At 73.0% G+C, this 22,153-nt stretch carries 21 protein-coding genes; 12 read left to right on the forward strand and 9 right to left on the reverse strand.

From position 1 onward, the window contains the following. The first annotated feature begins 150 nt into the window (after positions 1-150). On the forward strand, positions 151-1,686 hold the full coding sequence (locus tag ACFYOU_RS10965) for a YfcC family protein (RefSeq protein WP_389761362.1): 1,536 nt from the start codon (positions 151-153) through the stop codon (positions 1,684-1,686). A gap of 62 nt (positions 1,687-1,748) precedes the next feature. Continuing rightward, the gene (locus ACFYOU_RS10970; protein ID WP_391304782.1) at positions 1,749-2,594 is read left to right on the forward strand and encodes a uracil-DNA glycosylase family protein; all 846 of its coding nucleotides are present in this window, start codon (positions 1,749-1,751) and stop codon (positions 2,592-2,594) included. Here ACFYOU_RS10970 and ACFYOU_RS10975 read toward each other — a convergent pair. Next, positions 2,563-2,967 carry a RidA family protein gene (locus ACFYOU_RS10975; RefSeq protein WP_389761358.1) on the reverse strand — a complete coding sequence of 135 codons (405 nt, stop codon included), beginning with the start codon at positions 2,965-2,967 and terminating at the stop codon, positions 2,563-2,565. The genes ACFYOU_RS10970 and ACFYOU_RS10975 overlap by 32 nt on opposite strands. A gap of 166 nt (positions 2,968-3,133) precedes the next feature. Between ACFYOU_RS10975 and ACFYOU_RS10980 the strand changes: the two genes are divergently transcribed. Both ACFYOU_RS10980 and ACFYOU_RS10985 read left to right on the forward strand, forming a co-directional pair. After that, positions 3,134-4,456, forward strand: a complete 1,323-nt coding sequence (locus ACFYOU_RS10980) for a cytochrome P450 (RefSeq protein WP_391304784.1) — start codon at positions 3,134-3,136, stop codon at positions 4,454-4,456. A 70-nt stretch (positions 4,457-4,526) separates the two neighbouring features. Then, positions 4,527-5,228 (forward strand): DUF899 family protein, encoded by a 702-nt coding sequence (locus ACFYOU_RS10985; protein ID WP_391304786.1) that lies wholly within the window; start codon positions 4,527-4,529, stop codon positions 5,226-5,228. 149 nt (positions 5,229-5,377) lie between these two features. Here the strand turns inward: ACFYOU_RS10985 and ACFYOU_RS10990 are convergent, their stop codons facing one another. Together ACFYOU_RS10990 and ACFYOU_RS10995 are read right to left on the reverse strand one after the other, a co-directional pair. Then, positions 5,378-5,827, reverse strand: a complete 450-nt coding sequence (locus ACFYOU_RS10990; protein WP_389761352.1) for a hypothetical protein — start codon at positions 5,825-5,827, stop codon at positions 5,378-5,380. Beyond that, positions 5,818-6,372 carry an ATP-binding protein gene (locus tag ACFYOU_RS10995; protein ID WP_385485416.1) on the reverse strand — a complete coding sequence of 185 codons (555 nt, stop codon included), beginning with the start codon at positions 6,370-6,372 and terminating at the stop codon, positions 5,818-5,820. Before ACFYOU_RS10995 ends, ACFYOU_RS10990 begins: the two co-directional genes overlap by 10 nt. A 166-nt stretch (positions 6,373-6,538) precedes the next feature. On the opposite strand from ACFYOU_RS10995, the gene ACFYOU_RS11000 reads away from it, so the two are divergent. Continuing rightward, positions 6,539-7,399: a helix-turn-helix domain-containing protein gene (locus ACFYOU_RS11000; RefSeq protein WP_389761350.1), complete on the forward strand. Its 861-nt coding sequence runs from the start codon at positions 6,539-6,541 to the stop codon at positions 7,397-7,399. Further along, the gene (locus ACFYOU_RS11005) at positions 7,400-7,642 is read left to right on the forward strand and encodes a DUF397 domain-containing protein (protein ID WP_385485412.1); all 243 of its coding nucleotides are present in this window, start codon (positions 7,400-7,402) and stop codon (positions 7,640-7,642) included. It abuts the gene before it with no gap. A gap of 356 nt (positions 7,643-7,998) precedes the next feature. On the opposite strand, the gene ACFYOU_RS11010 is transcribed toward ACFYOU_RS11005, so the two are convergent. Then, the gene (locus ACFYOU_RS11010) at positions 7,999-9,483 is read right to left on the reverse strand and encodes a glutamate synthase small subunit (protein WP_391304790.1); all 1,485 of its coding nucleotides are present in this window, start codon (positions 9,481-9,483) and stop codon (positions 7,999-8,001) included. 67 nt (positions 9,484-9,550) lie between these two features. After that, positions 9,551-10,033: an anthrone oxygenase family protein gene (locus tag ACFYOU_RS11015; RefSeq protein ID WP_391304792.1), complete on the reverse strand. Its 483-nt coding sequence runs from the start codon at positions 10,031-10,033 to the stop codon at positions 9,551-9,553. 150 nt (positions 10,034-10,183) lie between these two features. Here ACFYOU_RS11015 and ACFYOU_RS11020 point away from each other — a divergent pair, with 150 nt between their 5' ends. Next, positions 10,184-10,834, forward strand: a complete 651-nt coding sequence (locus ACFYOU_RS11020) for a uridine kinase (protein WP_391304793.1) — start codon at positions 10,184-10,186, stop codon at positions 10,832-10,834. 109 nt (positions 10,835-10,943) lie between these two features. After that, positions 10,944-11,363: a CBS domain-containing protein gene (locus ACFYOU_RS11025; protein WP_389761342.1), complete on the forward strand. Its 420-nt coding sequence runs from the start codon at positions 10,944-10,946 to the stop codon at positions 11,361-11,363. A 13-nt stretch (positions 11,364-11,376) separates the two neighbouring features. Here the strand turns inward: ACFYOU_RS11025 and ACFYOU_RS11030 are convergent, their stop codons facing one another. The 4 genes from ACFYOU_RS11030 to ACFYOU_RS11045 form a co-directional block, all read right to left on the reverse strand. Continuing rightward, entirely contained in the window at positions 11,377-12,519 is a 1,143-nt protein-coding gene (locus tag ACFYOU_RS11030; RefSeq protein ID WP_387006098.1) for a magnesium and cobalt transport protein CorA, read from the reverse strand. A 169-nt stretch (positions 12,520-12,688) separates the two neighbouring features. Next, on the reverse strand, positions 12,689-14,095 hold the full coding sequence (locus ACFYOU_RS11035) for an MFS transporter (protein WP_391304796.1): 1,407 nt from the start codon (positions 14,093-14,095) through the stop codon (positions 12,689-12,691). 26 nt (positions 14,096-14,121) lie between these two features. Further along, on the reverse strand, positions 14,122-14,793 hold the full coding sequence (locus tag ACFYOU_RS11040; protein ID WP_391304798.1) for a methylated-DNA--[protein]-cysteine S-methyltransferase: 672 nt from the start codon (positions 14,791-14,793) through the stop codon (positions 14,122-14,124). Positions 14,794-14,839: 46 nt separating this feature from the next. After that, the gene (locus ACFYOU_RS11045; RefSeq protein WP_391304987.1) at positions 14,840-15,733 is read right to left on the reverse strand and encodes a glycerophosphodiester phosphodiesterase family protein; all 894 of its coding nucleotides are present in this window, start codon (positions 15,731-15,733) and stop codon (positions 14,840-14,842) included. Between the two features lie 280 nt (positions 15,734-16,013). Here ACFYOU_RS11045 and ACFYOU_RS11050 point away from each other — a divergent pair, with 280 nt between their 5' ends. The 4 genes from ACFYOU_RS11050 (at position 16,014) to ACFYOU_RS11065 (ending at position 21,894) form a co-directional block, all read left to right on the forward strand. Then, on the forward strand, positions 16,014-16,880 hold the full coding sequence (locus ACFYOU_RS11050) for an MHYT domain-containing protein (protein ID WP_391304799.1): 867 nt from the start codon (positions 16,014-16,016) through the stop codon (positions 16,878-16,880). A gap of 102 nt (positions 16,881-16,982) precedes the next feature. Next, positions 16,983-19,118 (forward strand): excinuclease ABC subunit UvrB, encoded by a 2,136-nt coding sequence (uvrB, locus tag ACFYOU_RS11055; protein ID WP_389761335.1) that lies wholly within the window; start codon positions 16,983-16,985, stop codon positions 19,116-19,118. A gap of 157 nt (positions 19,119-19,275) precedes the next feature. Continuing rightward, on the forward strand, positions 19,276-19,911 hold the full coding sequence (locus ACFYOU_RS11060) for a TerD family protein (RefSeq protein WP_391304802.1): 636 nt from the start codon (positions 19,276-19,278) through the stop codon (positions 19,909-19,911). Between the two features lie 69 nt (positions 19,912-19,980). Further along, positions 19,981-21,894, forward strand: a complete 1,914-nt coding sequence (locus tag ACFYOU_RS11065) for a TerD family protein (protein ID WP_391304803.1) — start codon at positions 19,981-19,983, stop codon at positions 21,892-21,894. Positions 21,895-22,153 lie beyond the last annotated feature (259 nt).

Raw genomic sequence — 22,153 nt, forward strand, 5'->3', positions numbered from 1 at the left:
GGTGCACCGGGCACCGGGCCCCGGAATCCTGACATCCAGCCGCCCGCCGGACCCGGTCCGGTCCTTCGACAGCCAGCTGGCGGTGCGGAACCGGGAGGGAGCGCGTCCCGTGCACACCGAGGCCACGACCGCCGCCCCCGGGGGCGGGCCATGACCACCCGGACCCCCGAGGCCGAACCGGACCCGGCGCAGGAGCCCCGACCCGGGTTCCGCTTCCCCAGCGCCCAGACGGTCCTGGTCCTGGTCACCCTCGCCGTCTGGGCGCTCACCTTCCTGATCCCGCCGGGCACCTACGACCGTGACGCGCGGGGCGCCCCCGTCCAGGGCACGTACCACCGGGTCGATGCCTCGCAGAGCTTCGCCGACCGGCTGAACGACCTGTTCCTCGCCCCGGTCAACGGCCTCTACGGCATCCTCGACCCGCGCAGCGGGCAAGTGGGGCCCGAGCTGTCGGGCGAGCTGTTCGGCAGTGCCGGGGTCTTCCTCTTCGTCCTCGCGATCGGCGCGTTCATCACCGTCGTCTTCGTGACGGGCGCACTGGACCGCGGCATCGAACGGCTCGCGCACCGACTGCGGAACCGGGGCTGGTTGCTCATCGCGGGCGTCATGGTGGTCTTCTCGGTGCTCGGCACGGTCGAAGGATTCGCCGAGGAGACCCTCGGCTTCTACGGGCTCGTCGTACCGCTGGTGCTCGCCCTCGGCTACGACCGGATGACGGCCGTGGGCACGATCATCCTCGGTGCCGGGGTGGGCGTCATGTGTTCCACCGTCAACCCGTTCGCGACGGGGGTCGCCTCCGCCGCCGCCGGGATCTCACTGGGCGACGGCATCGTGCTGCGGTTCGTCATGTGGGTGGTGCTCACCTCCGTCACCATCACGTACGTCGTCCGGTACGCCCGGCGGGTGCGGGCCCGTCCCGAGCGGTCGGTGTCCGGGTTCCTGCCCGGTGACCGGGCGCTCGCCGCGGCCGGCGGCCCCGATGCGGCGGTCCCGGAACTGACGGGCACCCACCGGGCCGTGCTCGCGCTCACCACCCTGGTCTTCTCCTTCATGATCTTCTCGGTGGTGCCCTGGGCGTCCGCACTCACCGGGCGCGCGGACGCGGTCCCGTACGGGTGGGAGCTCGGCTGGTCGTTCCCCGAACTCGCGGCGCTGTTCCTCGTCGCGGCCGTCCTGGTCGGGGTCGTCGCGCGGATGGGCGAACAGCAGCTGAGCGCCACCGTGGTCCGGGGCGCGGCGGACTTCCTCTCCCCGGCACTGGTCATCGTCCTCGCCCGCGGCATCACGGTCATCATGAACAACTCACAGATCACGGACACCGTGCTGCACTCCATCGAAGGGGTCGTGGCGGGCACCTCGTCGGCCGCGTTCGCGGTGATCGTCTTCCTGGTGAACCTCCCGCTGGCGTTCCTGATCCCCTCCAGCTCCGGACACGCCACGCTCGCCATGCCGATCCTCGCGCCCCTCGCCGACTTCGCGGGGGTGTCCCGGGCGGTCGTCGTCACGGCCTGGGCGGCGGCCAGCGGCTGGATGAACCTCTGGGTGCCCACGACGGCCGTCACCATCGGCGGGGTCGCCCTGGCGAAGGTCGGCTACGACCGGTACCTGCGGTTCGTGTGGCCCCTGCTGGCGATCCTGGCGGTCCTGGTCTGCGGGTTCCTGGCGCTCGGCGCGGTGCTCGGCTGACCCGCTCCGACCGGTGCCGTCCGTCCGCTGCGGGCCCGCCGCCGGGTGCCTACCGTGGTGCCATGGGGCACACGGGAGCCATCGGCGACGCCGGCGCCGTGGAGGACGCCGCGCGGACCGTCCGGGACGCGGACGGGTTGGCCGCGCTGGACGTGCGGATCACCGACTGCGTCGCCTGTCCACGGCTCGTCGCATGGCGGGAGGAGGCCGCGCGGGTCAAGCGCCCCGCCCATCGTGACCAGGAGTACTGGGCGCGGCCGGTCCCCGGGTTCGGGCCGCCGGACGCCGCGCTGTTGCTCGTGGGCCTCGCCCCCGCCGCACACGGTGCCAACCGCACGGGGCGGATGTTCACCGGCGACCGCTCGGGCGACGTGCTGTACGCGGCGCTGCACGCCCTCGGACTGGCTTCCGCACCCCGCACCGGGGCGGCCGACGACGGACTGGCCCTCCGGGGCGTGCGCATCACCTCCCCCGTGCACTGCGCACCGCCCGCCAACCGCCCCAGCCCGGGGGAACGGGACACCTGCCGGCCCTGGCTCGTCCGCGAGGTGGGGTTGCTGCGCCCCACCCTGCGGGCCGTCGTGGTGCTGGGCGCCTTCGGCTGGCAGGCGTTGTGGCCCGCGCTCGCGGCGGCCGGCTTCGCGGTGCCGAAGCCCCGCCCCGCCTTCGGTCACGGGACCCGGGTGGGGGTCGCGTCGCGACCCGCCGGCCCGGAGCCGGGCCGGACCGCGGCCGGGCGGGGCGGGCCGGGACTCACCGTCTTCGGCTGTTACCACGTCAGCCAGCGCAACACGTTCACCGGTCGGCTCACCCCCGCGATGCTGCGGCAGGTGCTCGCCGCGGCGGCCGGGGCGGCGGGGGTGCTCCCGGCCGGGGTCAGTCCTGGGGCACCGCCACCGTCGCCGTGATCTCCACCAGCTGGCCGGGGTAACCGAGAAGGGTGACTCCCATGATCGTCGAGGAGTGCGGGCCGCGGCTCAGACCGCTGGCCTGGACCACCTCCCAGACCGCGTCCAGCGTCTCGTGCGCGTCGGTGACCACGTACACATCGGTGTAGACGACGTCCTCCAGTGCGGCGCCGACGGCCTTCGCCTGCTCGGTGAGGTTCGCGATCACCTGCTCGGTCTGTCGGACCGCGTCCCCGGCGCCGACGAGTTCGCCCGCCGGGTCCAACGGGACGGAGCCGGCCAGGAAGGCGAGCCGGGTGCCCGCCTCCACCACCGAGGCGTGCGCGTAGGTGGGCGGGGTGTACAGCGACGGGACGGTGACACGACGGATCATGGGGCTCCTCGGCCGGACGCGGGCCCCGCACCCGGTCGGGGCGGGACGTACCAGGCACGATCATGTGCTGCCCGCCCCGGTCCTCGCATCCGATTATCGGAACGCGGTGTTCCCCTCGCCTCGATCCGTGCGCTCCGCCGGCCGGCCGCACCTAGGCTTGCCGCCCATGGTCACCCCTTCCGCGCACCCGCGTCCGGAACCCTCCGACGAGCTCCCGCCGGCCCCGGACGGTTGCCCCGTCCGGGGTGCCGGCCGCGCTCCCGAGGACCCCGCGGACCGGCTGCTCGCCGACCCCTTCACCGCCTACGCGGCCCTGCGCGCCACCGCACCCGTCCACCGGATCACCGGACCCGACGGCACCCCCGCCTGGCTCGTCACCCGCTACGAGGACGTGCGGTCCGGGCTAGCTGACCCCCGGCTCTCGCTCGACAAGAAGAACGCCCTGCCGGGCGGTTACCACGGCTTCCGGCTGCCGCCCGCGCTCGACGCCAACCTCCTGAACATGGACCCTCCCGACCACACCCGCATCCGCCGTCTCGTGGCGCGCGCCTTCACCCCGCGCCGGATCGAACGGCTCCGGGAACCGGTCCGACGCGCGGCGCACGCCCTGGTCGACGGTTTCGGTTCCACCGGCCGCGTCGACCTCGTCACCGCGTACGCGGGGCCGTTGCCCGTCACCGTCATCGGTGACCTCCTCGGGGTCCCGGAGGGCGACCGGCGCGACTTCCGGAGCTGGACCGCGACGCTCCTCGGCCCGGAGCGCCCCGACCCGGTCGCCGCGAAGGAGACGGTGGGGGCGATGCTGCGCTTCTACACCGGACTCGTCGCCGACAAGCGCCGCGCCCCCGGCGACGACCTGCTGTCCGACCTCGTCGCCGTCCGCGACGAGACCGCCGAACCATCCCCGTCCGGCTCGTCCGGCCCGTCCGGGTCCGCAGCGGACGGGCGACTCACCGAGGACGAACTGGTCTCGTTGGCCTTCCTCATCCACTTCGCCGGCTACGAGAACGCCGTCCACCTCATCGGCAACGCCGCCCTCGCCCTGCTGACCCACCCCGAGGCGCGCGCCGAACTGCGCGCCGACCCTGCGCGATGGCCCGCCGCGGTCGACGAGTTGACCCGCTTCGACACTCCCGCGCTGCTCGCCTTCCGTCGGTTCCCCACCGAGGACGTGCGCATCGCCGGGGTCACCGTCGGGGCCGGGGAGACGGTGTTCCTCTGCCTGGCGTCGGCCAACCGGGACCCGGAACGCTTCCCCGACGCCGACCGGCTCGACCTGTCCCGGGACGCCTCGGGCCAGTTGGCCCTCGGCCACGGCATCCACTACTGCCTGGGTGCGTCGCTCGCCCGGCTGGAGGCGGAGGTCGCCCTCGCGGTCCTCCTCGAACGCCTGCCGGGGCTCGCACTGGACGGCGGTCCGACGGCCTCCCCACCGCGTCGGCGCACCCTGCGGAACAGGGGTCTTCGGGAACTGCCCGTCAGATTCTGAGCCCCGCCGATGAGTTCCGGTCCTCCGCACGGTCCACCCCCCACAGCCGTCGCCGTCCGGAGGAGGAACGATGTCGTTTCCGCAGATCGTCACGCGAGCGGAGTGGGTGAGTGCGCGGGAGGACCTGTTGGCCAAGGAGAAGGCCGTCACCCGCGCGCGGGACGCGCTCAACGCGGAGCGGCGCAGACTGCCGATGGTCGAGGTGCGCACGGAGTACGTCTTCGACGGCGCCGACGGGGCGTTGACGCTGCGCGACCTCTTCGAGGACCGGGACCAGCTCATCGTCCTGCACTTCATGTTCGCCCCCGAGTGGGAGTCGGGGTGCGTCGGCTGCTCCGCCTTCCTCGACCAGATCGGGAACCTGGCCCACCTCAGGGCGCGCAGTACGGCCTTCGTCGCCGTGTCCCGGGCCGCGTTCACCCGCATCCTGCCCTTCCAGGCGCGGATGGGCTGGGCGGTGCCGTGGTACTCGTCGGGCCGGTGCGACCGCGACGCCGACTTCAACACCGACTTCGGCGCCACGGTGCGGGAGGGCGGCCGGCTCGTCGAACGGTCCGGGGTGAGTTGCTTCCTGCGGCACGGGGAGCGGCTGTTCCACACCTACTCGACCACGGAACGCGGTCTCGACGGACTCGGTTCGACGGCGAGCCTGCTCGACCTGACCGCGCTCGGCCGGCAGGAGGAGTGGGAGGAACCCCCAGGGCGCGGGCTGGGCCACGGCGCCCGGGACGGCGGCGGCTGGCTGCGCTACCACGACGAGTACGAGGACTGATGCACACGGGCAACGGGGGACGGCACCCCCGAGGACCGGGGGCGGGGTCGCGGGCGGGGGTCAGAGGTCGGAAAAAGGGTCCGACCGGCGGCACCCCCACGGGCCGCCGGTCGGACCGGGTGACCGGGCGACACCCCCAGGGTCGCCGGTCAGGCCGTCACGGGACGGCACCACGTGGGCGTCGTTCCCGTGACGCGGCATAGAGCCAGATAGAGCGGTATGGGCGGGGTGTAGGGGACCGTCGCCGTCGGCCGGTGGATCAGCCCCGGGGGGCGGCCCCCGTCCGGGAGCAGGGCCCCGTTCACGTAGTGGGCGGGTGCGGGCCAGTGCAGCGCCACGTCCGAGCCGGCGGGGACGATCCACCACCAGCGGTCCCGCTCGTCGGCGTACACACACCCGATCCGGGGCAGTCGGGAGACCATCCGGCGGGCGTGGGCCTCGGGCACCGAGACCGCGTCGCAGCCGAGCGGGAGCGACATGCCCGTGGGCAGGGCCAGGCGCGGCGAGCAGGTGGTGCGCGTACGCCCCCGTGCCCTGCGGTGACGTTCCCGGGTGACCAGGGTGTCGAGGCTCAGCGTCCGTGCGGTCGTCACAGCCATTCGGCCCCCGTCCCGCGGAACGCCTCCGCACGGGCGCCCGGGACCGTCTTGCCGCCCACCGGCTCGGCGGCCCGCGGCAGTTCGGCCCAGACCAGCAGGCCGGGCCCGGTCTCCTGGGCACCCCAGGCGCTGGAGACCGCCGCGACGAGCAGCAGGCCCCGGCCGTGCTCCTCCTCGGGCCGCTGCGACGAGGGCCGGGGCTCGCCCGGGGCACATCCCTCGTCGCTGACGGCTATGCGCACCTTTTCGGTGTCGTCGTGCAACTCGCAGACGATCAGGGTGGAAGCGGTGTGCACGATGGCGTTGGTGACCAGCTCGGACACCACGAGATCGGCCGCGTCGCAGGTGTCCTCACAGACGGACCAGCCGGACAGCCGGGCCCGTGTGAGGCGCCTGGCCTGTGCGGGCGAGCCCGGATGTGCAGCCAACTCGAAGCGGAAGCGGCGCCTGGCAGCCTCGCCAGGAGGCGCCCCGGCTGCCTCGGCACCGATACCCATTTCGGCAGCCTCTGTTCCTAACGGCGCGGACGGAATCACGTTTGCCACTATCTCCCCGCCGTGAACACTTGGCAAGTGGCACTCTGAAAATTGCAGAGTGCAGTGTGCCCGGCGAGGGGCACATGGCACACTGCTCGCAACAGCACGCGAAGCGGCCCCAGTTGGGTCCGCTGTTCTGTGCTGCCTGATCATCGGTGACTCTCCGGAGGTGGACGTGAGCGAACCGCGGTCCGCGCCGACCGTCGGCCAGGTCGTGCTCGGTCGTCGCCTCCAGGACCTGCGGGAGCGCGCCGGACTGAAGCGTGAGGAAGCCGCCCAGCTCCTCCGGGTCGCCCCCGCCACCGTCCGCCGCATGGAGAACGCCGAAGTCGCCCTCAAAATCCCGTACGTGCAGCTCCTGCTGAAGGCGTACGGGGTCGCCGACGACGAGGCCGACACCTTCGTCACCCTGGCGGAGGACGCCAACCGCCCCGGCTGGTGGCAGCGCTTCCACGAGGTGCTGCCGGGCTGGTTCTCCATGCACGTCAGCTTGGAGGGGTCGGCGAGCCTCATCCGGACGTATGAACCGCACTTCGTGCCCGGACTGCTCCAGACGGAGGACTACGCACGCGCGGTGCTCCGCTCCGGTGCCGTGGGGCAGACCCGCCCCGAGGACATCGAGGGGCACGTGGCGCTGCGCATGCAACGGCAGGACCTGCTCACCCGCGAGGACGCCCCGCGGCTGTGGGTCGTCATGGACGAGACCGTGCTGCGCCGCCCCGCCGGCGGTCCCGAGGTGATGCGCGACCAGATCGACAAGCTGCTGGACCGCACGGCGCTGCCGAACGTCACCCTCCAGATCGCCCAGTTCGAGTCGGGTCCGCACCCCGGCACGTACGGCCCCTTCGTGCTGTTCCGCTTCACCGTGCCGGAACTGCCCGACATGGTGTACAGCGAGTACCTGACCGGCGCCGTCTACCTCGACGCACGTCCCGAGGTCGCCCGGCACCTTGAGGTCATGGACCGCATGGCGGCCCAGGCCGCCACAGCACATCGCACGAAGGAGATCCTGCGGGATCTCCGCAAGGAGCTATGAATGGATCGACAGGGGATATACAACGGCATGCCCGCTCGGGAACTCGGCGCCGAGGGCTGGCACAAGCCCTGGAGCGGGGGCAACGGCGGGAACTGCGTCGAAACCATGAAGCTGGCCGACGGCCGGGTGGCCGTGCGTCAGTCCGCGGATCCGGACGGGCCGGCGCTGATCTACACGCGTGGAGAGATCAGGGCGTTCATCCAGGGGGCCAAGGCGGGTGAGGCCGACTTCCTGCTCTCCTGAACCGATCGGCTCCCGCACCGCGCGCCACCCGGGACCGCGCCCCCGGTCGACCGGCGAGGGCCACGCCGCCCGACCGGACCCGTACCGTCCTCCCCCACGACCCGTCCGCGGCCCGTCATGACACCGCCGTCGGCGGTCGCACCCGGCATCTGACGTTCCCCCCTCCGCACCCCGGCGTCCCCCACGGCGTCGGGTCGTTCCGGCACGGCAGCGGAAGGGGGCCGATCGGAAGGGGTCCAGTGGAAGGGGCGCCCCGCCCTGCACCGGCCCGCCCCGCCCCGGCCCGCCTGGTGGCGCCCCGACCGACCGGTGGCGGCGACCGGTGCACGCCGCGGTGCCCTCGGCGGGGCGCACGGTCAGGCGCGCATCGGGCGGTCCTCCGGCCCGATCGGCGCGGGCAGCCCGCTCGTGCCGACCAGGTACCGGTCGACCGCCGCCGCCACCGCCCGGCCCTCCGCGATCGCCCACACCACCAGAGACTGACCGCGCGCCGCGTCACCCGCGGCGAACACGCCCGGGCGGTTCGTGGCGAAGGAACGGTCCCGGGCGATGCCCCCGCGGGCGTCCACCTCCACCCCCAACCCCGACAACAGCCCGTCGTCCCGGTCGGGCCCCGAGAACCCGAGCGCCAGCAGCACCAGATCGGCCCGCAAGGTCCGCTCCGACCCCGGCAACGGCCGCCGCCGCGCATCGACGTCGGCCATCCGCACCCCGCGCACCCGGCCCTCCGCGTCCCCCTCGAAACCCAGGGTCGACGCGGCGAACAGCCGCGCGTCGGCGTCCGACACGGGTGCACTGTGCAACCGGGCGCCCTCCTCGTGCGCCGCCGACAACCGGTAGACCCTGGGGTACGTGGGCCAGGGTTCCCCCGCCCCGCGGTCCGGCTCCGGCAGGACGTTGATGTCCAACTGGGTCACCGACGCGGCACCCTCGCGCAGCGCCGTGCCCAGACAGTCCGAACCGGTGTCCCCACCGCCGATGACGACGACGTGCCGTCCCGCGGCCGACAGCGGGGACACCTCCAGATCCCCCTCGCACACCCGGTTCGCCCAGGGCAGGTACTCCATCGCCTGGTGGATGCCCGCCAGCTCCCGCCCCGGCACCGGCAGCTCGCGCCACGCCGTCGCCCCCGTGGCCAGGACCAGCGCGTCATGACGGGACAGCAACTCCTGCGCACCGCACCCACGGCCCACCGCGGTGCCCGGGTGGAACTTCGTCCCCTCGTCCCGCATCTGCGCCAGCCGCCGGTCCAACTGCCCCTTGTCCATCTTGAACGCGGGAATCCCGTACCGCAGCAGCCCGCCGATCCGGTCCTCCCGCTCGTACACGACCACGGTGTGCCCGGCCCGGGTCAGCTGTTGGGCCGCGGCGAGTCCCGCCGGGCCCGAACCCACCACCGCGACCGTCCGCCCCGACAGCCGCTCGGGGGGCCGGGGCGGCAGCAGCCCGTCGGCCCACGCCCGGTCCGCTATCGCGGCCTCCACGTTCTTGATCGTGACCGCCGGCTGGTTGATCGCCAGCACGCACCCGGCCTCGCAGGGCGCGGGACACAACCGCCCGGTGAACTCGGGGAAGTTGTTGGTGGCGTGCAGCCGCTCACTGGCCGCCCGCCAGTCGTCGCGCGCCACGAGGTCGTTCCAGTCCGGGATCAGATTGCCCAGCGGACACGCCTCGTGGCAGAACGGGACCCCGCAGTCCATGCAGCGGTCGGCCTGCCGCCGGACCAGGGGCAGCAGCGCCCCGGGCACGTACACCTCGTCCCAGTCCCGGACCCGTTCCTCCACCGGGCGGCGCGGCCACTCCTCGCGCCCCGTCCGCAGGAACCCCTTGGGGTCGGCCATGGCCGTCTCCCTCGTGTGCGCTCCCGAGCCACGATACGCCGCGCCCCGGCCGTGGGGGCGGCCCCGCTCACCGGGCGAGCGCCAGCACGTACAGCGCACAGGACGCGAGCGCGGCGCCGGTACGGACGTGGTTGGCGCGCGTCCACTCACGCGCCCAGGTCCGCCAGTACCCGGCGGTGTCCGGTCCTGCGGGGTCGACCTCCGCCAGCGCGTCGTTGCGCGGGAAGTGCGCCACGGCGCTGAGCCCGAGGGTCCCGAACAGGTACAGCCCGGCGCCCGCGAGCAGCAGCACCCCGGTCGACCCGGGCCAGGACACCAGGGTGAACCCGACGATCACCGCGCTCAGCACCGCGCCGCCCGCGAACGCCACCATGACCCAGGGACTCAGCGCCGTCCGGTTGACGGCCTGCATCGCCGCGACGCCCTGGGGCGGCGGCAACGAGACCAGCGCCCGCATCACGAAGGTGGAGAACGCGTACAGCGCCCCCGCCGTCAACCCGCACAGCAGTGCCCCCGCGAACACCACCACGAAGAACGCCCCGTCGATCATCACCGCTCCCCTCGTCCGGGGCCCGGTCCCGGGCCCGTGCTCCCAGTCAAGCCCCGGCCGCCCTGGCCGACCATGGCCGAGACGCGCACCGGCATGCGTCTGCGTCCCCCCCGCCCGGTGGCCCGCGCCCGGCCCGGGGAGGATGGACCCGTGCGCCTGCAACCGATCACCTGGGACCGGCTCGCCCACGCCCTCGTGGAGCGGCTGCCCGCTCCGGACGCCGACCCCGTCGCGGACCACGAGGCCGACCGCACCTGGCTGCGAATCGCCCTCGACGCCGCTCCGGCGGCCCGGCCCGCGGACCTGGCGCAGCGGCTGGCCGAAACGCTGCGGACGCGCGGCCGGGCCGCCGTGGTCATCGGGACGGAGGGCTTCCAGCGGCCCGCCTCGCTCCGCTACGAACACGGGCGCGAGGACCCCGACTCCTACTACGACGGCTGGCTCGACACCGGCGCCCTGTGGCGGGAGGTGTTCGCGCCGCTGGACCCGGGAGGCACCGGCCTGGTGCTGCCCGACCTGTGGGACCCCGTCACGGACCGCGCCACCCGCAGCGCGCCCGTCGGCCTGCCGCCGGGCGGTGTGCTGCTGCTGCACGGCCCGTTCCTGCTCGGACACTGGTTCCCGTTCGACCTCACGGTGCACCTGGGGCTCTCCGCGGGGGCCTTGGAGCGCCGTACGCCCGCCGCGCACCGGTGGACGCTGCCCGCCTTCGCCCGGTACGCGTCCGAGGTCGATCCGGCGGCCGCGGCGGACGTCCTCGTACGGGCGGACGACCCCGGGCGGCCGGCGTGGAACGGCTGACCCGGGGCGTCTCGGGTGCGGCCCCCTCCCGGTGCGGTGACAATGGAGGGCGCCGGGACTAGCGACGCGTCCCGCGCCGCGCCGGCCGTCCGGCACCGGGAGGTACCGCATGACCACCGCCGGAGACATCATGCACCGGGGCGCCCAGTGGATCCCCGCCCACGAGACCCTCGACCGGGCCGCCCAGCTGATGCGGGACCTGGGGGTCGGCGCCCTTCCCATCGCCGACGCCGACGAACGCCTCTGCGGCATCCTCACGGACCGCGACATCGTGATCGAGTGCGTGGCCATGGGCCACGACCCGGCCAAGGTCACCGCGGGCGACCTGGCCCAGGGCACCCCGCGCTGGGTCGATGCGGGCGCCGACGTGGACGCGGTGCTCAACGAGATGCAGGGCCATCAGATCCGCCGGCTGCCGGTCCTGGAGGACAAGCGGCTGGTCGGCATGATCAGCGAATCGGACCTCGCCGGGCACCTGTCCGACGAGCAGATCGCCCACTGGGTCGAGAGCGTGTACGCCACGCGCTGACCCTGCCCGGAACTCAGAGCCAACCGTTGCGGCGGAACCCCCGGTACACCAGGACGCACGCCGTGGCGATCACGGTGAGCACGGCCGGGTAACCGTACGGGGACCGGAGTTCGGGCATGTGCGTGAAGTTCATGCCGTAGACCCCGCACACCATCGTCGGGACCGCGATGATGGCCGCCCAGGCGGTGATCTTCCGCATGTCGGCGTTCTGGGCCACCGTCACCTGCGCCAGATGGGCCTGGAGGATCGAGTTGAGGAGGTCGTCGAAGGCGCTGATCTGCTCGCCGACCCGCAACAGGTGGTCGGCGACGTCCCGGAAGTACGTCTGCATCTCCGGGTCCACGGAGCGCGTCGGGTGACCGGAGAGGATCTGGAGCGGTCGGTTCAGGGGGAGGACGGCCCGCTTCAGCTCCAGCAGTTCGCGCTTGAGCTGGTACACCCGCCCGGGGTCGACCCGGGCACCGCCCTCGGCGAACACCGCGGACTCGATCTGGTCCATGTCGGCCTGGATCGCGTCGGTGACCCGGAGGTAGTCGTCGACCACGTGGTCGGCCACGGCGTGCAGCACCGCGGCCGGCCCCTTCGCCAGCCGCTCCGGCTCGGACTCCAACTCCTCCCGGACCGGACCGAGCGAACCGTGCTGGCCGTGCCGGACGGTGATGACGAACCCGCGGCCGACGAAGACCATGAGTTCCCCGGTGTCCACCACCTCGCTGGTCGCGGTGAGTTCGGCGTGCTCCACGTAGGCGACGGTCTTGAACACCGCGAACAGCGTCTCCCCGTAACGTTCCACCTTCGGCCGCTGGTGCGCGTGGACGGCGTCCTCCACCGCGAGGGGGTGCAGGTCGAACAGCTCGGCGATGCCGGCGAACTGTTCCTCCGTCGGTTCGTGGAGCCCCATCCAGAAGAAGCCGTCGCCGCGGGCGCGCACCCGTTCCACGGCCCGGGCCAGGGCCTCGCCGGTCAGCGCCGGCCCGTCCGTCTGACGCACCCCGCCCTGGTAGCGCACGCAGTTGACGACGGCGGAACCCAGCGGGGAGCGGGCGGGGTGGCTGAGGTCGACCCGTCGGCGGCCACGGGTCAACTGCGCCACCTTGCGCAGGCCGCCGACCCCCCGGAGGCCACCGGCCCTCCGCAGACTTCCCGCCATCGACATGCCGAACTCCTCGTGTCGTACTGCGATGTGGCGGGTCAGTCTGCCAGCAGGACGGGTGCCGTGGGGACGGGAGCGGGGGTTCCGCAGTGGTCCAGCTCACCCCGGTGGCCTGCGGGTTCGCCCCGTGCGCCCCTGGTGCAACAGCGGGCTCCGGGCGTTCCGACCGGCCCTAGAGTCCGCGGTCCCGCCGGGGAGCCGTGCTCCGGTCGGCTCGCCGGGTGAGCAGGGTCAATGCGCTCAGCGGGAGCAACAGCAGCGCGGCCCACAGGTTCAGCCAGGCGTAGCCGGCCGCCGCCACCACGAGTCCCGCAAGGGCGCCGCCCACGCCCGCCGCCGCACTCATGACCAGGTCGGACAGGCCCTGGGCGGCGGCCTGCGCGGCCTTCGGGACCGACTCGGTGAGCAGCGCCGAACCGGCCACCAGCGCCGCCGACCAGCCCAGCCCCAACAGGAAGAGACCGGCCGCGGTCCGGCCGTGCGCACCGCCCGAGGTACCCGCGAGGAGGGCGGCGCACGCCAGCAGCACCACCGACAGGCCGATCACCGCATCGCGCCCCAGCCGGTCCGACAACCACCCCATGACCGGGGAGAAGGCGTACATGCCGGCGATGTGACCGCTGATCACCAGACCGATCAGCTCGATGCCGGCGCCGTGGTGCCCGAGGTGCACCGGGGTCATCGCCATGACCCCCACCATCACCGTGTGCCCGAGTGCGACGGTCACCAGCGCCAGCCGGGCCCGGGGCGACGCCGAGACGGCCGCGAAGCCCACACGCAGGGTGCCGCCCCGCCCCGGCGCCGCGTCGCCGGGGGACAGGGCGCGGGCCACCAGCAGCGGATCGGGGCGCATCAGGAGGGCGACCACCCCCGCGGCGGCCAGGAACACCCCCGCCGCCCACAGGAACGGCCCGGCGGTCTCCGGTACCCCGAGCGGGGCGGCGCTCGCCCCGGCCGGACCGGCGATGTTCGGGCCGAGGACCGCGCCGACGGTGGTGGCCCACACGACGTGGGAGATGGCCCGCGCCCGGTGGCCGGGTTCCGCGAGGTCCGCCGCGGCGAACCTGGCCTGGAGGTTCGCCGCGGTCGCCGCACCGAACGCCGCCATGCCGAGCAGCAGCAGCGGGAAGCTGTCCACCACCCCCGCGACCACGATGACCCCGGCGCCGACCGCCCCGATCAGGTACCCGAGCACCAGCCCGGCGCGTCGGCCGCGGGCGTTCATCAGCGCGGCCAACGGCAGCGCCAGGAGGGCCGTCCCGGCGACCGTCGCGGTGGGGGCGAGCCCCGCCAGGGAGCCGGTTCCGCTGACCTCCTCGGCCAGCACCGCGGCGAGGGCCACCCCGATGGCGACCCCGAGTCCGCCGAGTATCTGGCTGGATATCAGGGCGGTCGACACCCGTCGGCGCAGCGCGGGCAGGTCATCCGGGACGGTCACCGGGTTCGCCACCGGGGTCGTCACCGGGAGGCTCGGGCCGCGGTCGGGCCCGGGCCTGGGGGCCGTGGTGTCGGGTTCGGGCGTGCTGGAAGGATTCACCGCCGCAGTCTGACAGCGCACCCGCCGCTCGGAACACCCCATTGACCTGCGTAAACGGCGGGGAGCCCTTAGAACAGCGGCTGCGGCAGGACGCCCTCCAGGGCCAGCAGCGTCCGCTTGGCCTCCAGCCCGCCCCCGAAGCCACCGATGCCGCCGTCCCGCTCGACGACCCGGTGGCAGGGCACGACGACGGGCAGCGGGTTGGCGCCCATGGCCGCCCCCACGGCCTGCGCGGCGCCGGGCTGCCCGACCCGACCGGCCAGCTCCCCGTACCCCGCGACCGCGCCGTAGGGCACGCCCGCCAGCAGTTCCCGCAGCACCTCGCGGTGGAACCCCGAGACCAACGACCAGTCCAGGGGCACGGTGAAGGTGCGCAGCTCGCCGGCGAAGTACGCCGCCACCTGACGGATCGCCTCCGCGAGCAGCGGCTCGGCGGGGGCGTGCACCGGTCGGGTGCCCAGCCGGGCCGCCAGGGCGTCCAGGGTGTCGTCGCGCACCGCGTCGGTGGCGTGGAAGGCGACCGTGACCAGACCCCGGTCCGTGGTGACCAGGAGCAGCGGGCCGATGGCGCTGTCGACGACCTCCCAGGCGGGGACCCGGGCGCCCGGGCGGGCGCCGCCGGACCCACCCGCCTCACCCGTGCCGCCCGTGCCGACTACGCCGTCCGTGCCGTCCGTGTCGACTACGCCGCCCGTACCGTCCGTGCCGTTGGCGTGCTGCCCGTCCTCCGTGCTCACCATGCGGCCCACCGTACGCCCACCCCCTGACAGCGCGGGCCCGCCGCCGTCAGTCGACCTGACCGAGCGCCTCCGCCACGACGTCGGGGGTGTTGGTGATGATGCCGTCCACGCCGTTGCGGGCGGCCAGCCGCGCCTCCGGCGCCGCGTTCACCGTCCAGGTGTTCACCTCCAGACGGCGGCCGTGCGGCCCGCCGAAGCTCTGCACGGCCGCCACGTACGCCGCGGACACCGTGCTGTGCTTCGGGTTGATCTGGTCCGTGAACTGCGCGTACCAGGGCAGTGCCGCGAGCGAGGGGGTGCCGAGGAATCCGGTGCGCACGTCCGGGCGGGCGCCGTGCAGGGTACGGATGCTGTCCGTGCTGAAGCTCTGGACGACGAGCCGGTTCCTGAGGTGGCGCTGGTTGAGCCAGCGTTCCTCGCCGAGGACCCGCAGGACGTCGTCCTCGATCCCCGGATACTGCTCCGGGGCCTTGATCTCCATGAGCAGCTTCTGGTCGTTGACGTCGACCCGCCGCAGGTAGTCGCGCAGGGTGGGCACCCGGGTGCCCGCGTACTCCTCGCCCTTCCAGCCGCCCGCGTCCAGGCGGGAGATCTCCGCCGCGGTGAAGTCGGCGACCTTCCACGGCGACCGTCTGGGGAAGACCTGTTCGGCGTTGGTGGTGCGCTGGAGGTCGGTGTCGTGGATCACCACGAGGACGCCGTCCTTGGTGCGCTGGACGTCGTTCTCGACCCAGTCGACGCCCAGCTGGTCCGCCCGGTCCACCGCGGCGAGGGTGTTCTCGGGCGCCTGGGCCGAAGCACCGCGGTGGGCGATCACGGCCACCTGGTCCTCGGTGGCGAGGGCCTGGCTGGACAGGGCGGGCAAGGCCACGGCCGCCGCGCCCAGCACGACGACCGAGGACACGGCTCCCGTCCGTAGAGGTACCGGCAGTTTTCGCATCATATGAACGAGCACGGGACCGACCCTGCCAGCACCATCGCAACGGACCGTGTACGGCGCGTGCACACGCGCGGAACGGATGACCCGGTCGGACGCACGTCCGAGGCGGAAGGGGGACCGACGGTGCGGAGGGGAACGAACATGATCCTTTGAACCGGAATCGCTCGTACGTTCTTTCTGGGGTCATAATCACGTTGCAGCCCATGACGTTCCGGGCCCTGGGAAGGGGGAAACGGACGCCAACAGGGGGGTTCGCACAGAGCGAAAGGCAAACCGTTTCATGCAAGGCACCGTCGACGGCTTCAGCTACGGATGGGTCACCCCGGTCATCGCGTACGCCATGGCCTGTCTGGGCGCGGGGCTCGGCCTGCGCTGCACCACCAGATCGCTGCTCATCAACGACTCCTGGCGGCCCGGCTGGCTGCTTATGGGCTCGGCGGCCATCGGCTCCGGCATCTGGACCATGCACTTCGTCGCGATGATGGGCTTCACCATCCAGGAGACGCCCATCCGCTACGACGTCAAGCTGACGTTCGCCAGCCTCGGCGTGGCGATCGTCATGGTCGGCGTGGGGGTCTTCATCGTCGGCTACAAGGGCGCGACGAAGGCTTCCCTGTTCACCGGCGGCACCCTCACCGGCCTCGGCGTCGCCTCCATGCACTACATGGGCATGGCGGCCATGCACATGAACGGGCGCCTCGTCTACGACACCGGCGTCGTCGTCCTGTCGGTCGTGGTCGCCGTGGTCGCCGCGACCGCCGCCCTGTGGGCCGCCGCCCAGGTGCGCGGCTTCCGCTGGACGCTCGGCGCCAGCCTGGTCATGGGGGTCGCCGTCACCGGGATGCACTACACGGGGATGGCCGCGCTCAGCGTGAAGCTCCACGGGATCCCCGGCAACCCCGCCGGCGACTCGCCCGCGGAACTGCTCACCCCGATGCTGATCGGCCCGCTGGTGTTCCTGCTGCTCGCCGGCGTGGTCGTGATGTTCGACCCGATGCTCATCATGGGGCGCACGGAGTGGGAGACCGCCCGGGCCCGCGACGAAGCCCGGCAGGCGCGCCCCGCACCGGCCGACCCGTCCCTCTTCGACGCCTCCGGCCCGGTCCCCGCCCCGTCCGCCGCCCCGCCCGGACCGCAGAACTGGTGACCCGCACCGGGCCGGCCCGCACGACGCGGCGCCGGCCCGGTCGGCGCCGCCGCCGCGCCCGGCCCGCGCCCGATGTCAGTGGCGCGCCGTACGGTGGGTGTCATGCGGCCCGTATCCCATATCGAACGCACGGTGGCACCCTTCGAGGTCGTCAGCCCCTTCAGCCCCAGTGGCGACCAGCCCGCGGCCATCGCCGAGCTCGACCGGCGCATCCGTGCGGGGGAGAAGGACGTCGTCCTGCTCGGGGCGACCGGCACCGGCAAGTCCGCGACCACCGCGTGGATGATCGAGAAGCTCCAGCGCCCCACCCTGGTGATGGCGCCGAACAAGACCCTGGCCGCCCAGCTGGCGAACGAGTTCCGCGAGCTGCTGCCGAACAACGCCGTCGAGTACTTCGTCTCGTACTACGACTACTACCAGCCCGAGGCGTACGTCCCCCAGTCGGACACGTACATCGAGAAGGACTCCTCGATCAACGAGGAGGTGGAACGGCTACGGCACTCCGCGACGAACTCCCTGCTCACCCGGCGCGACGTCGTCGTGGTCGCCTCCGTCTCCTGCATCTACGGCCTCGGCACGCCGCAGGAGTACGTCGACCGCATGGTCTCCCTGAAGGTCGGCGAGGAGGTCGACCGGGACGAGCTGCTGCGCCGCTTCGTCGACATCCAGTACACCCGCAACGACACGGCGTTCACCCGGGGCACCTTCCGGGTGCGCGGCGACACCATCGAGATCTTCCCGGTCTACGAGGAGCTCGCCGTCCGGATCGAGATGTTCGGCGACGAGATCGAGGCCCTCTCCACCCTCCACCCGCTCACCGGCGAGATCATCTCCGACGACCAGCGGCTGCACGTCTTCCCCGCCACGCACTACGTGGCCGGTCCCGAGCGCCTGGAACGCGCGGCGAACGACATCGAGAAGGAGCTCACCGACCGGCTGGCCGAGCTGGAGAAGCAGGGCAAGCTCCTGGAGGCGCAGCGGCTGCGGATGCGCACCACCTACGACCTGGAGATGCTCCGCCAGATCGGCTCCTGCTCCGGCGTGGAGAACTACTCGATGCACTTCGACGGCCGCGAACCGGGCTCCCCGCCGAACACGCTGCTGGACTACTTCCCCGAGGACTTCCTCCTCGTCATCGACGAGTCGCACGTCACGGTCCCCCAGATCGGCGCCATGTACGAGGGGGACGCCTCCCGCAAGCGCACCCTGGTGGACCACGGCTTCCGACTGCCCTCCGCGCTCGACAACCGCCCGCTGAAGTGGGAGGAGTTCCAGAAGCGCATCGGCCAGACCGTCTACCTGTCCGCGACGCCGGGGAACTACGAGCTGTCACGCGGGGACGGTTTCGTCGAGCAGATCATCCGCCCCACCGGCCTGATCGACCCCGAGGTCGTCGTCAAGCCCACCGAGGGCCAGATCGACGACCTGGTGCACGAGATCCGCAAGCGCACCGAGCGCGACGAACGCGTCCTGGTCACCACCCTCACCAAGAAGATGGCCGAGGACCTCACGGACTACTTCCTGGAGCTGGGCATCCAGGTCCGCTACCTGCACAGCGACGTCGACACGCTGCGCCGCGTCGAACTCCTGCGGGAACTACGGGCCGGGGAGTACGACGTCCTGGTCGGCATCAACCTGCTGCGCGAGGGGTTGGACCTCCCCGAGGTCTCCCTGGTCGCGATCCTCGACGCCGACAAGGAGGGCTTCCTGCGCTCGGGCACCTCGTTGATCCAGACCATCGGACGCGCGGCCCGCAACGTCTCCGGCCAGGTCCACATGTACGCCGACAAGATCACCGCGGCGATGGACAAGGCCATCGAGGAGACCAACCGCCGCCGGGAGAAGCAGGTCGCGTACAACAAGGAGCGGGGCATCGACCCGCAGCCCCTCCGCAAGAAGATCAACGACATCGTGGCGACCATCGCCCGCGAAGAGGTCGACACCGAGCAACTGCTCGGCACCGGCTACCGGGCGGCCAAGGACGGCAAGCCGACGAAGACCCCCGTCCCCGCACGCGGCGCCGCGGGCCAGGGGGCCAAGGGCAAGGGCGGGGCCAAGGCGGCCCAGGTGCCCACGGACCGTCCCGCCGCGGAGCTCGCCGAGCAGATCGAGGAGATGACCGCCCGGATGCGCGCCGCCGCTGCGGACCTCCAGTTCGAGATCGCGGCACGGCTGCGCGACGAGGTGTCGGAGATGAAGAAGGAACTGCGGCAGATGAAGGAAGCCGGACAGGCCTGACCGCACGGTCGGGGCCACGGCGGGGAGCGGTCGGCCGGTGTGTTGCAAGAGCGACACAAATGCCGACCGCCGGGGCGGCGTTGTCGCAGCCCGTGCGTAGGGTTCTCGACAACCGCGGTCACCGCGGTACAGGGGACGGTTCGAGAGGGGACAGCGCGTGACGGTCAACATGACCAAGGGTCAGGCCATCAACCTGCAGAAGAACGACGGGGGCACCCTGACCGCGGTGCGCATGGGACTCGGCTGGCAGGCCGCGCCGCGCCGGGGGCTGTTCGGCTCGCGCACCCGGGAGATCGACCTCGACGCGTCGGCCGTGCTCTTCGCCGACAAGAGCCCCGTGGACGTGGTGTTCTTCCGGCACCTCGTCAGTGATGACGGTTCCGTGCGGCACACCGGGGACAACGTCGTCGGTGGGGTCGGGCAGGGCGGCGACGACGAGGCCATCGTCGTCGACCTCCAGCGTCTGCCGGTCCACATCGACCAGATCGTCTTCACGGTGAACTCCTTCACCGGGCAGACCTTCGCCGAGGTCCAGAACGCGTTCTGTCGCCTCGTGGACGAGACGAACGGCCAGGAGCTGGCCCGCTACTCGCTCGACGGCAGCGAGGCCGGCGGGATCTCCAAGGACCGGGCGCCGGCGGCTCCGGTGGGCGACGCCTGGAAGCGCTCCACCGCGCAGATCATGGCCAAGGTCCACCGCGCGGGTGCCGGCTGGCAGATGACCGCCGTCGGACAGGCGGCCAACGGCCGCACGTTCCAGGACCTCATGCCGGCGATCCTGCCGCACCTGTAGAAGCAGGGGGCCGGCCAGGGCCGCCGGCCAGCTGGACGCACGCCAGTCAGACACAGGGGGACACGGGCAATGACGGCCGAACTGGTCCGGGGGCAGAACCACCCCCTCACCCGGACCCGTCTGGAGGTACGGGTGTCGGCCGGCGGACGGGTCGTCGTCGCCGCCACGCTCTGTGACGCATCGGGCCGGGTGCTCGACACCGACGGGGTCGCCCACCCGGGTGGCCCGTCGCTGCCCGGCCTGGAGACGTCCCCGGGAGCCGCCGCCGACCACCGTCTCGCCCTGGACCTGGAGGCGCTGCCGGACACCGTGCACCGGGTCCACCTCCTGCTGGCCCTCCCGGCGTCCGGTGACCGTCCGGCCGGTTTCGGTGCGCTGCCGGCGCCCTTCACGGCCCTCGTCGGTCCCGACGGCACCGAGCTCGTCAGCTACACGGTGACCGGGCTGGGCGCCGAGTCCGCGGTCGTCGCCCTGGAGGTCTACCGCAGACGGGACGCCTGGAAGGTCCGCGCGGTCGGCCAGGGGTACGCGGGCGGTCTCGTCGACCTGCTCGGCGACCAGGGCCTGTCGCGGGCGGCCGAGCTGGCCGCCGCGATCGACGCGGCCGTGGCCCGCAGCGAGCCCCGCCCCACCGGGGGGACCCGGGCGGCCGGGGTCCCCGCCGCACGCTCCGCCACCGCCGACGGCGCCACCGCGGCGGGGAGCACCGCCCGCAACGCCGGCGGCTCCATCGACTACACCCACCGCGACCGCGCTTCAGCGGCCCCCACTGCTCCAACGGCCCCAGCAGCCCCGGTCGACCCGCCCGACACGGCCGCCTCGCCGTCCCCGGCGCCCGTGCCGTCCGGTGGGGGCCCCGTCGCGGGCGACGCCGCCGGCTGGTCGCTGGACGAGCGGCTCTACAACCAGGTCCGGGGCATGTTCGAAGACCTGGCCCGGAGCGTCTCCGCGTACCGCAGCGCCGTCGACTTCGCCGAGTCCCGCCGCGAACAGGAACTCGACCGCGCCCTCGCGGACCCCCGCGCCCGCATCGGCGGGGCGAGTGACGCGGCCCGGGAGTCGGCCCGCGCCAAGTACGCCTCCCTGGTCGACCGGGCCCGGGCCGCCCTCGACCGCGACCTCGCCCAGCTCACGGCCGAGTCCGCCGTCGTGGAGACCGCCCTGCCCGCCGCCTTCGCCCGCTGGGACAACGCCGTGTGGCAGGCGTACCGGACTCCGACCGAGGCCCCCCTGGCCCTGCGGATGGGTGACCTCCACCTTCCCGAGGCGGACCGGCTGCGCATCCCCATGCTCGTACGGCTCCCCCTGGAGCGTGGCCTGTGGATCGACAGCGGCCGCACCGAGGAGGTCCCCGCCTCCTCGGCCGACGGGGACACCCTCAGACGCCTCGCCCTGGAGACCGCGGTCGCCCACGCAGCCCGCATGCTCGCGGTGCACCTGCCCGGCGAGCTCACCCTCCACGTCATCGACGCGGCGGGGGCCGGTACGAACGCCCTCGCCCCGCTGCTCGACAGCGGAGTCCTCGCCGCGCCCCCGGCCCGCGGGGCCCGCGGGGTGAACCGGATGCTGGAACACCTCACCCGGCGGGTCGACCTCGTCCAGATGGCGCTGCGCAACCAGGCCGTGGACGCCCTGCCCGACGACCTCGACACCGCACGGCAGCTCCTGATCCTCCACGACTTCCCGCACGGCTTCGACGACCGGGCCGTCACCCGGTTGCGCTACCTCGCCGACGAGGGCCCCGAGGTCGGGGTGCACCTGCTGATGGTCGCCGACCGTGAGGACGCCGCCGCGTACGGTCCGCTGCTCGATCCGCTCTGGCGCTCGCTGCTCCGGTTGACGCCCGTTCCGGACGATCACCTCGCCGATCCCTGGGTCGGACACGCCTGGACCTACGAGCCGCTGCTCCCGCCGTCCGGCGGGCGGGTCCTCCACCGGGTGCTGGCCGAGGTGGCCGCCGCCCGGCGGGCGCGGGGCAGCTGAGGGCGCGCGCGCCGGTCAATGTCACCCGAATGGGTCAATGTAGGTGACAAGATGCCCCAAAACCCATCCTGACCAGGTGACTTGGCTCTCACTTTACCTTCTGCTTTACCGCTCTTTGGTCCTTCGGGTAACCTGGCTCACGCGGAGGGGAGTACTCCCTAATCTGCGGCGTACCCGTCAATACGGACCCGACAGGGACCCGGGGCGCCGGCCCATGGAACACAGGACGTCACACGTCCCGCGCTCTTCGGGTGGAAGA

It is taken from the genome of Streptomyces sp. NPDC005955 (genome assembly GCF_042871255.1).
Taxonomy (GTDB): Bacteria; Actinomycetota; Actinomycetes; order Streptomycetales; family Streptomycetaceae; genus Streptomyces.

Coding starts and splice junctions, on each gene's coding strand:
- ACFYOU_RS11045 (WP_391304987.1), bottom strand. CDS start 15,733: ATGCGAAAACTGCCGGTACCTCTACGGACGGGAGCCGTGTCCTCGGTC.
- ACFYOU_RS11050 (WP_391304799.1), top strand. CDS start 16,014: ATGCAAGGCACCGTCGACGGCTTCAGCTACGGATGGGTCACCCCGGTC.
- ACFYOU_RS11040 (WP_391304798.1), bottom strand. CDS start 14,793: ATGGTGAGCACGGAGGACGGGCAGCACGCCAACGGCACGGACGGTACG.
- ACFYOU_RS10975 (WP_389761358.1), bottom strand. CDS start 2,967: ATGATCCGTCGTGTCACCGTCCCGTCGCTGTACACCCCGCCCACCTAC.
- ACFYOU_RS10990 (WP_389761352.1), bottom strand. CDS start 5,827: ATGGCTGTGACGACCGCACGGACGCTGAGCCTCGACACCCTGGTCACC.
- ACFYOU_RS11010 (WP_391304790.1), bottom strand. CDS start 9,483: ATGGCCGACCCCAAGGGGTTCCTGCGGACGGGGCGCGAGGAGTGGCCG.
- ACFYOU_RS11025 (WP_389761342.1), top strand. CDS start 10,944: ATGACCACCGCCGGAGACATCATGCACCGGGGCGCCCAGTGGATCCCC.
- ACFYOU_RS11005 (WP_385485412.1), top strand. CDS start 7,400: ATGGATCGACAGGGGATATACAACGGCATGCCCGCTCGGGAACTCGGC.
- ACFYOU_RS10980 (WP_391304784.1), top strand. CDS start 3,134: ATGGTCACCCCTTCCGCGCACCCGCGTCCGGAACCCTCCGACGAGCTC.
- ACFYOU_RS11030 (WP_387006098.1), bottom strand. CDS start 12,519: ATGTCGATGGCGGGAAGTCTGCGGAGGGCCGGTGGCCTCCGGGGGGTC.
- ACFYOU_RS11015 (WP_391304792.1), bottom strand. CDS start 10,033: ATGATCGACGGGGCGTTCTTCGTGGTGGTGTTCGCGGGGGCACTGCTG.
- ACFYOU_RS10985 (WP_391304786.1), top strand. CDS start 4,527: ATGTCGTTTCCGCAGATCGTCACGCGAGCGGAGTGGGTGAGTGCGCGG.
- ACFYOU_RS11035 (WP_391304796.1), bottom strand. CDS start 14,095: ATGGGGTGTTCCGAGCGGCGGGTGCGCTGTCAGACTGCGGCGGTGAAT.
- uvrB (WP_389761335.1), top strand. CDS start 16,983: ATGCGGCCCGTATCCCATATCGAACGCACGGTGGCACCCTTCGAGGTC.
- ACFYOU_RS10965 (WP_389761362.1), top strand. CDS start 151: ATGACCACCCGGACCCCCGAGGCCGAACCGGACCCGGCGCAGGAGCCC.
- ACFYOU_RS10970 (WP_391304782.1), top strand. CDS start 1,749: ATGGGGCACACGGGAGCCATCGGCGACGCCGGCGCCGTGGAGGACGCC.
- ACFYOU_RS11065 (WP_391304803.1), top strand. CDS start 19,981: ATGACGGCCGAACTGGTCCGGGGGCAGAACCACCCCCTCACCCGGACC.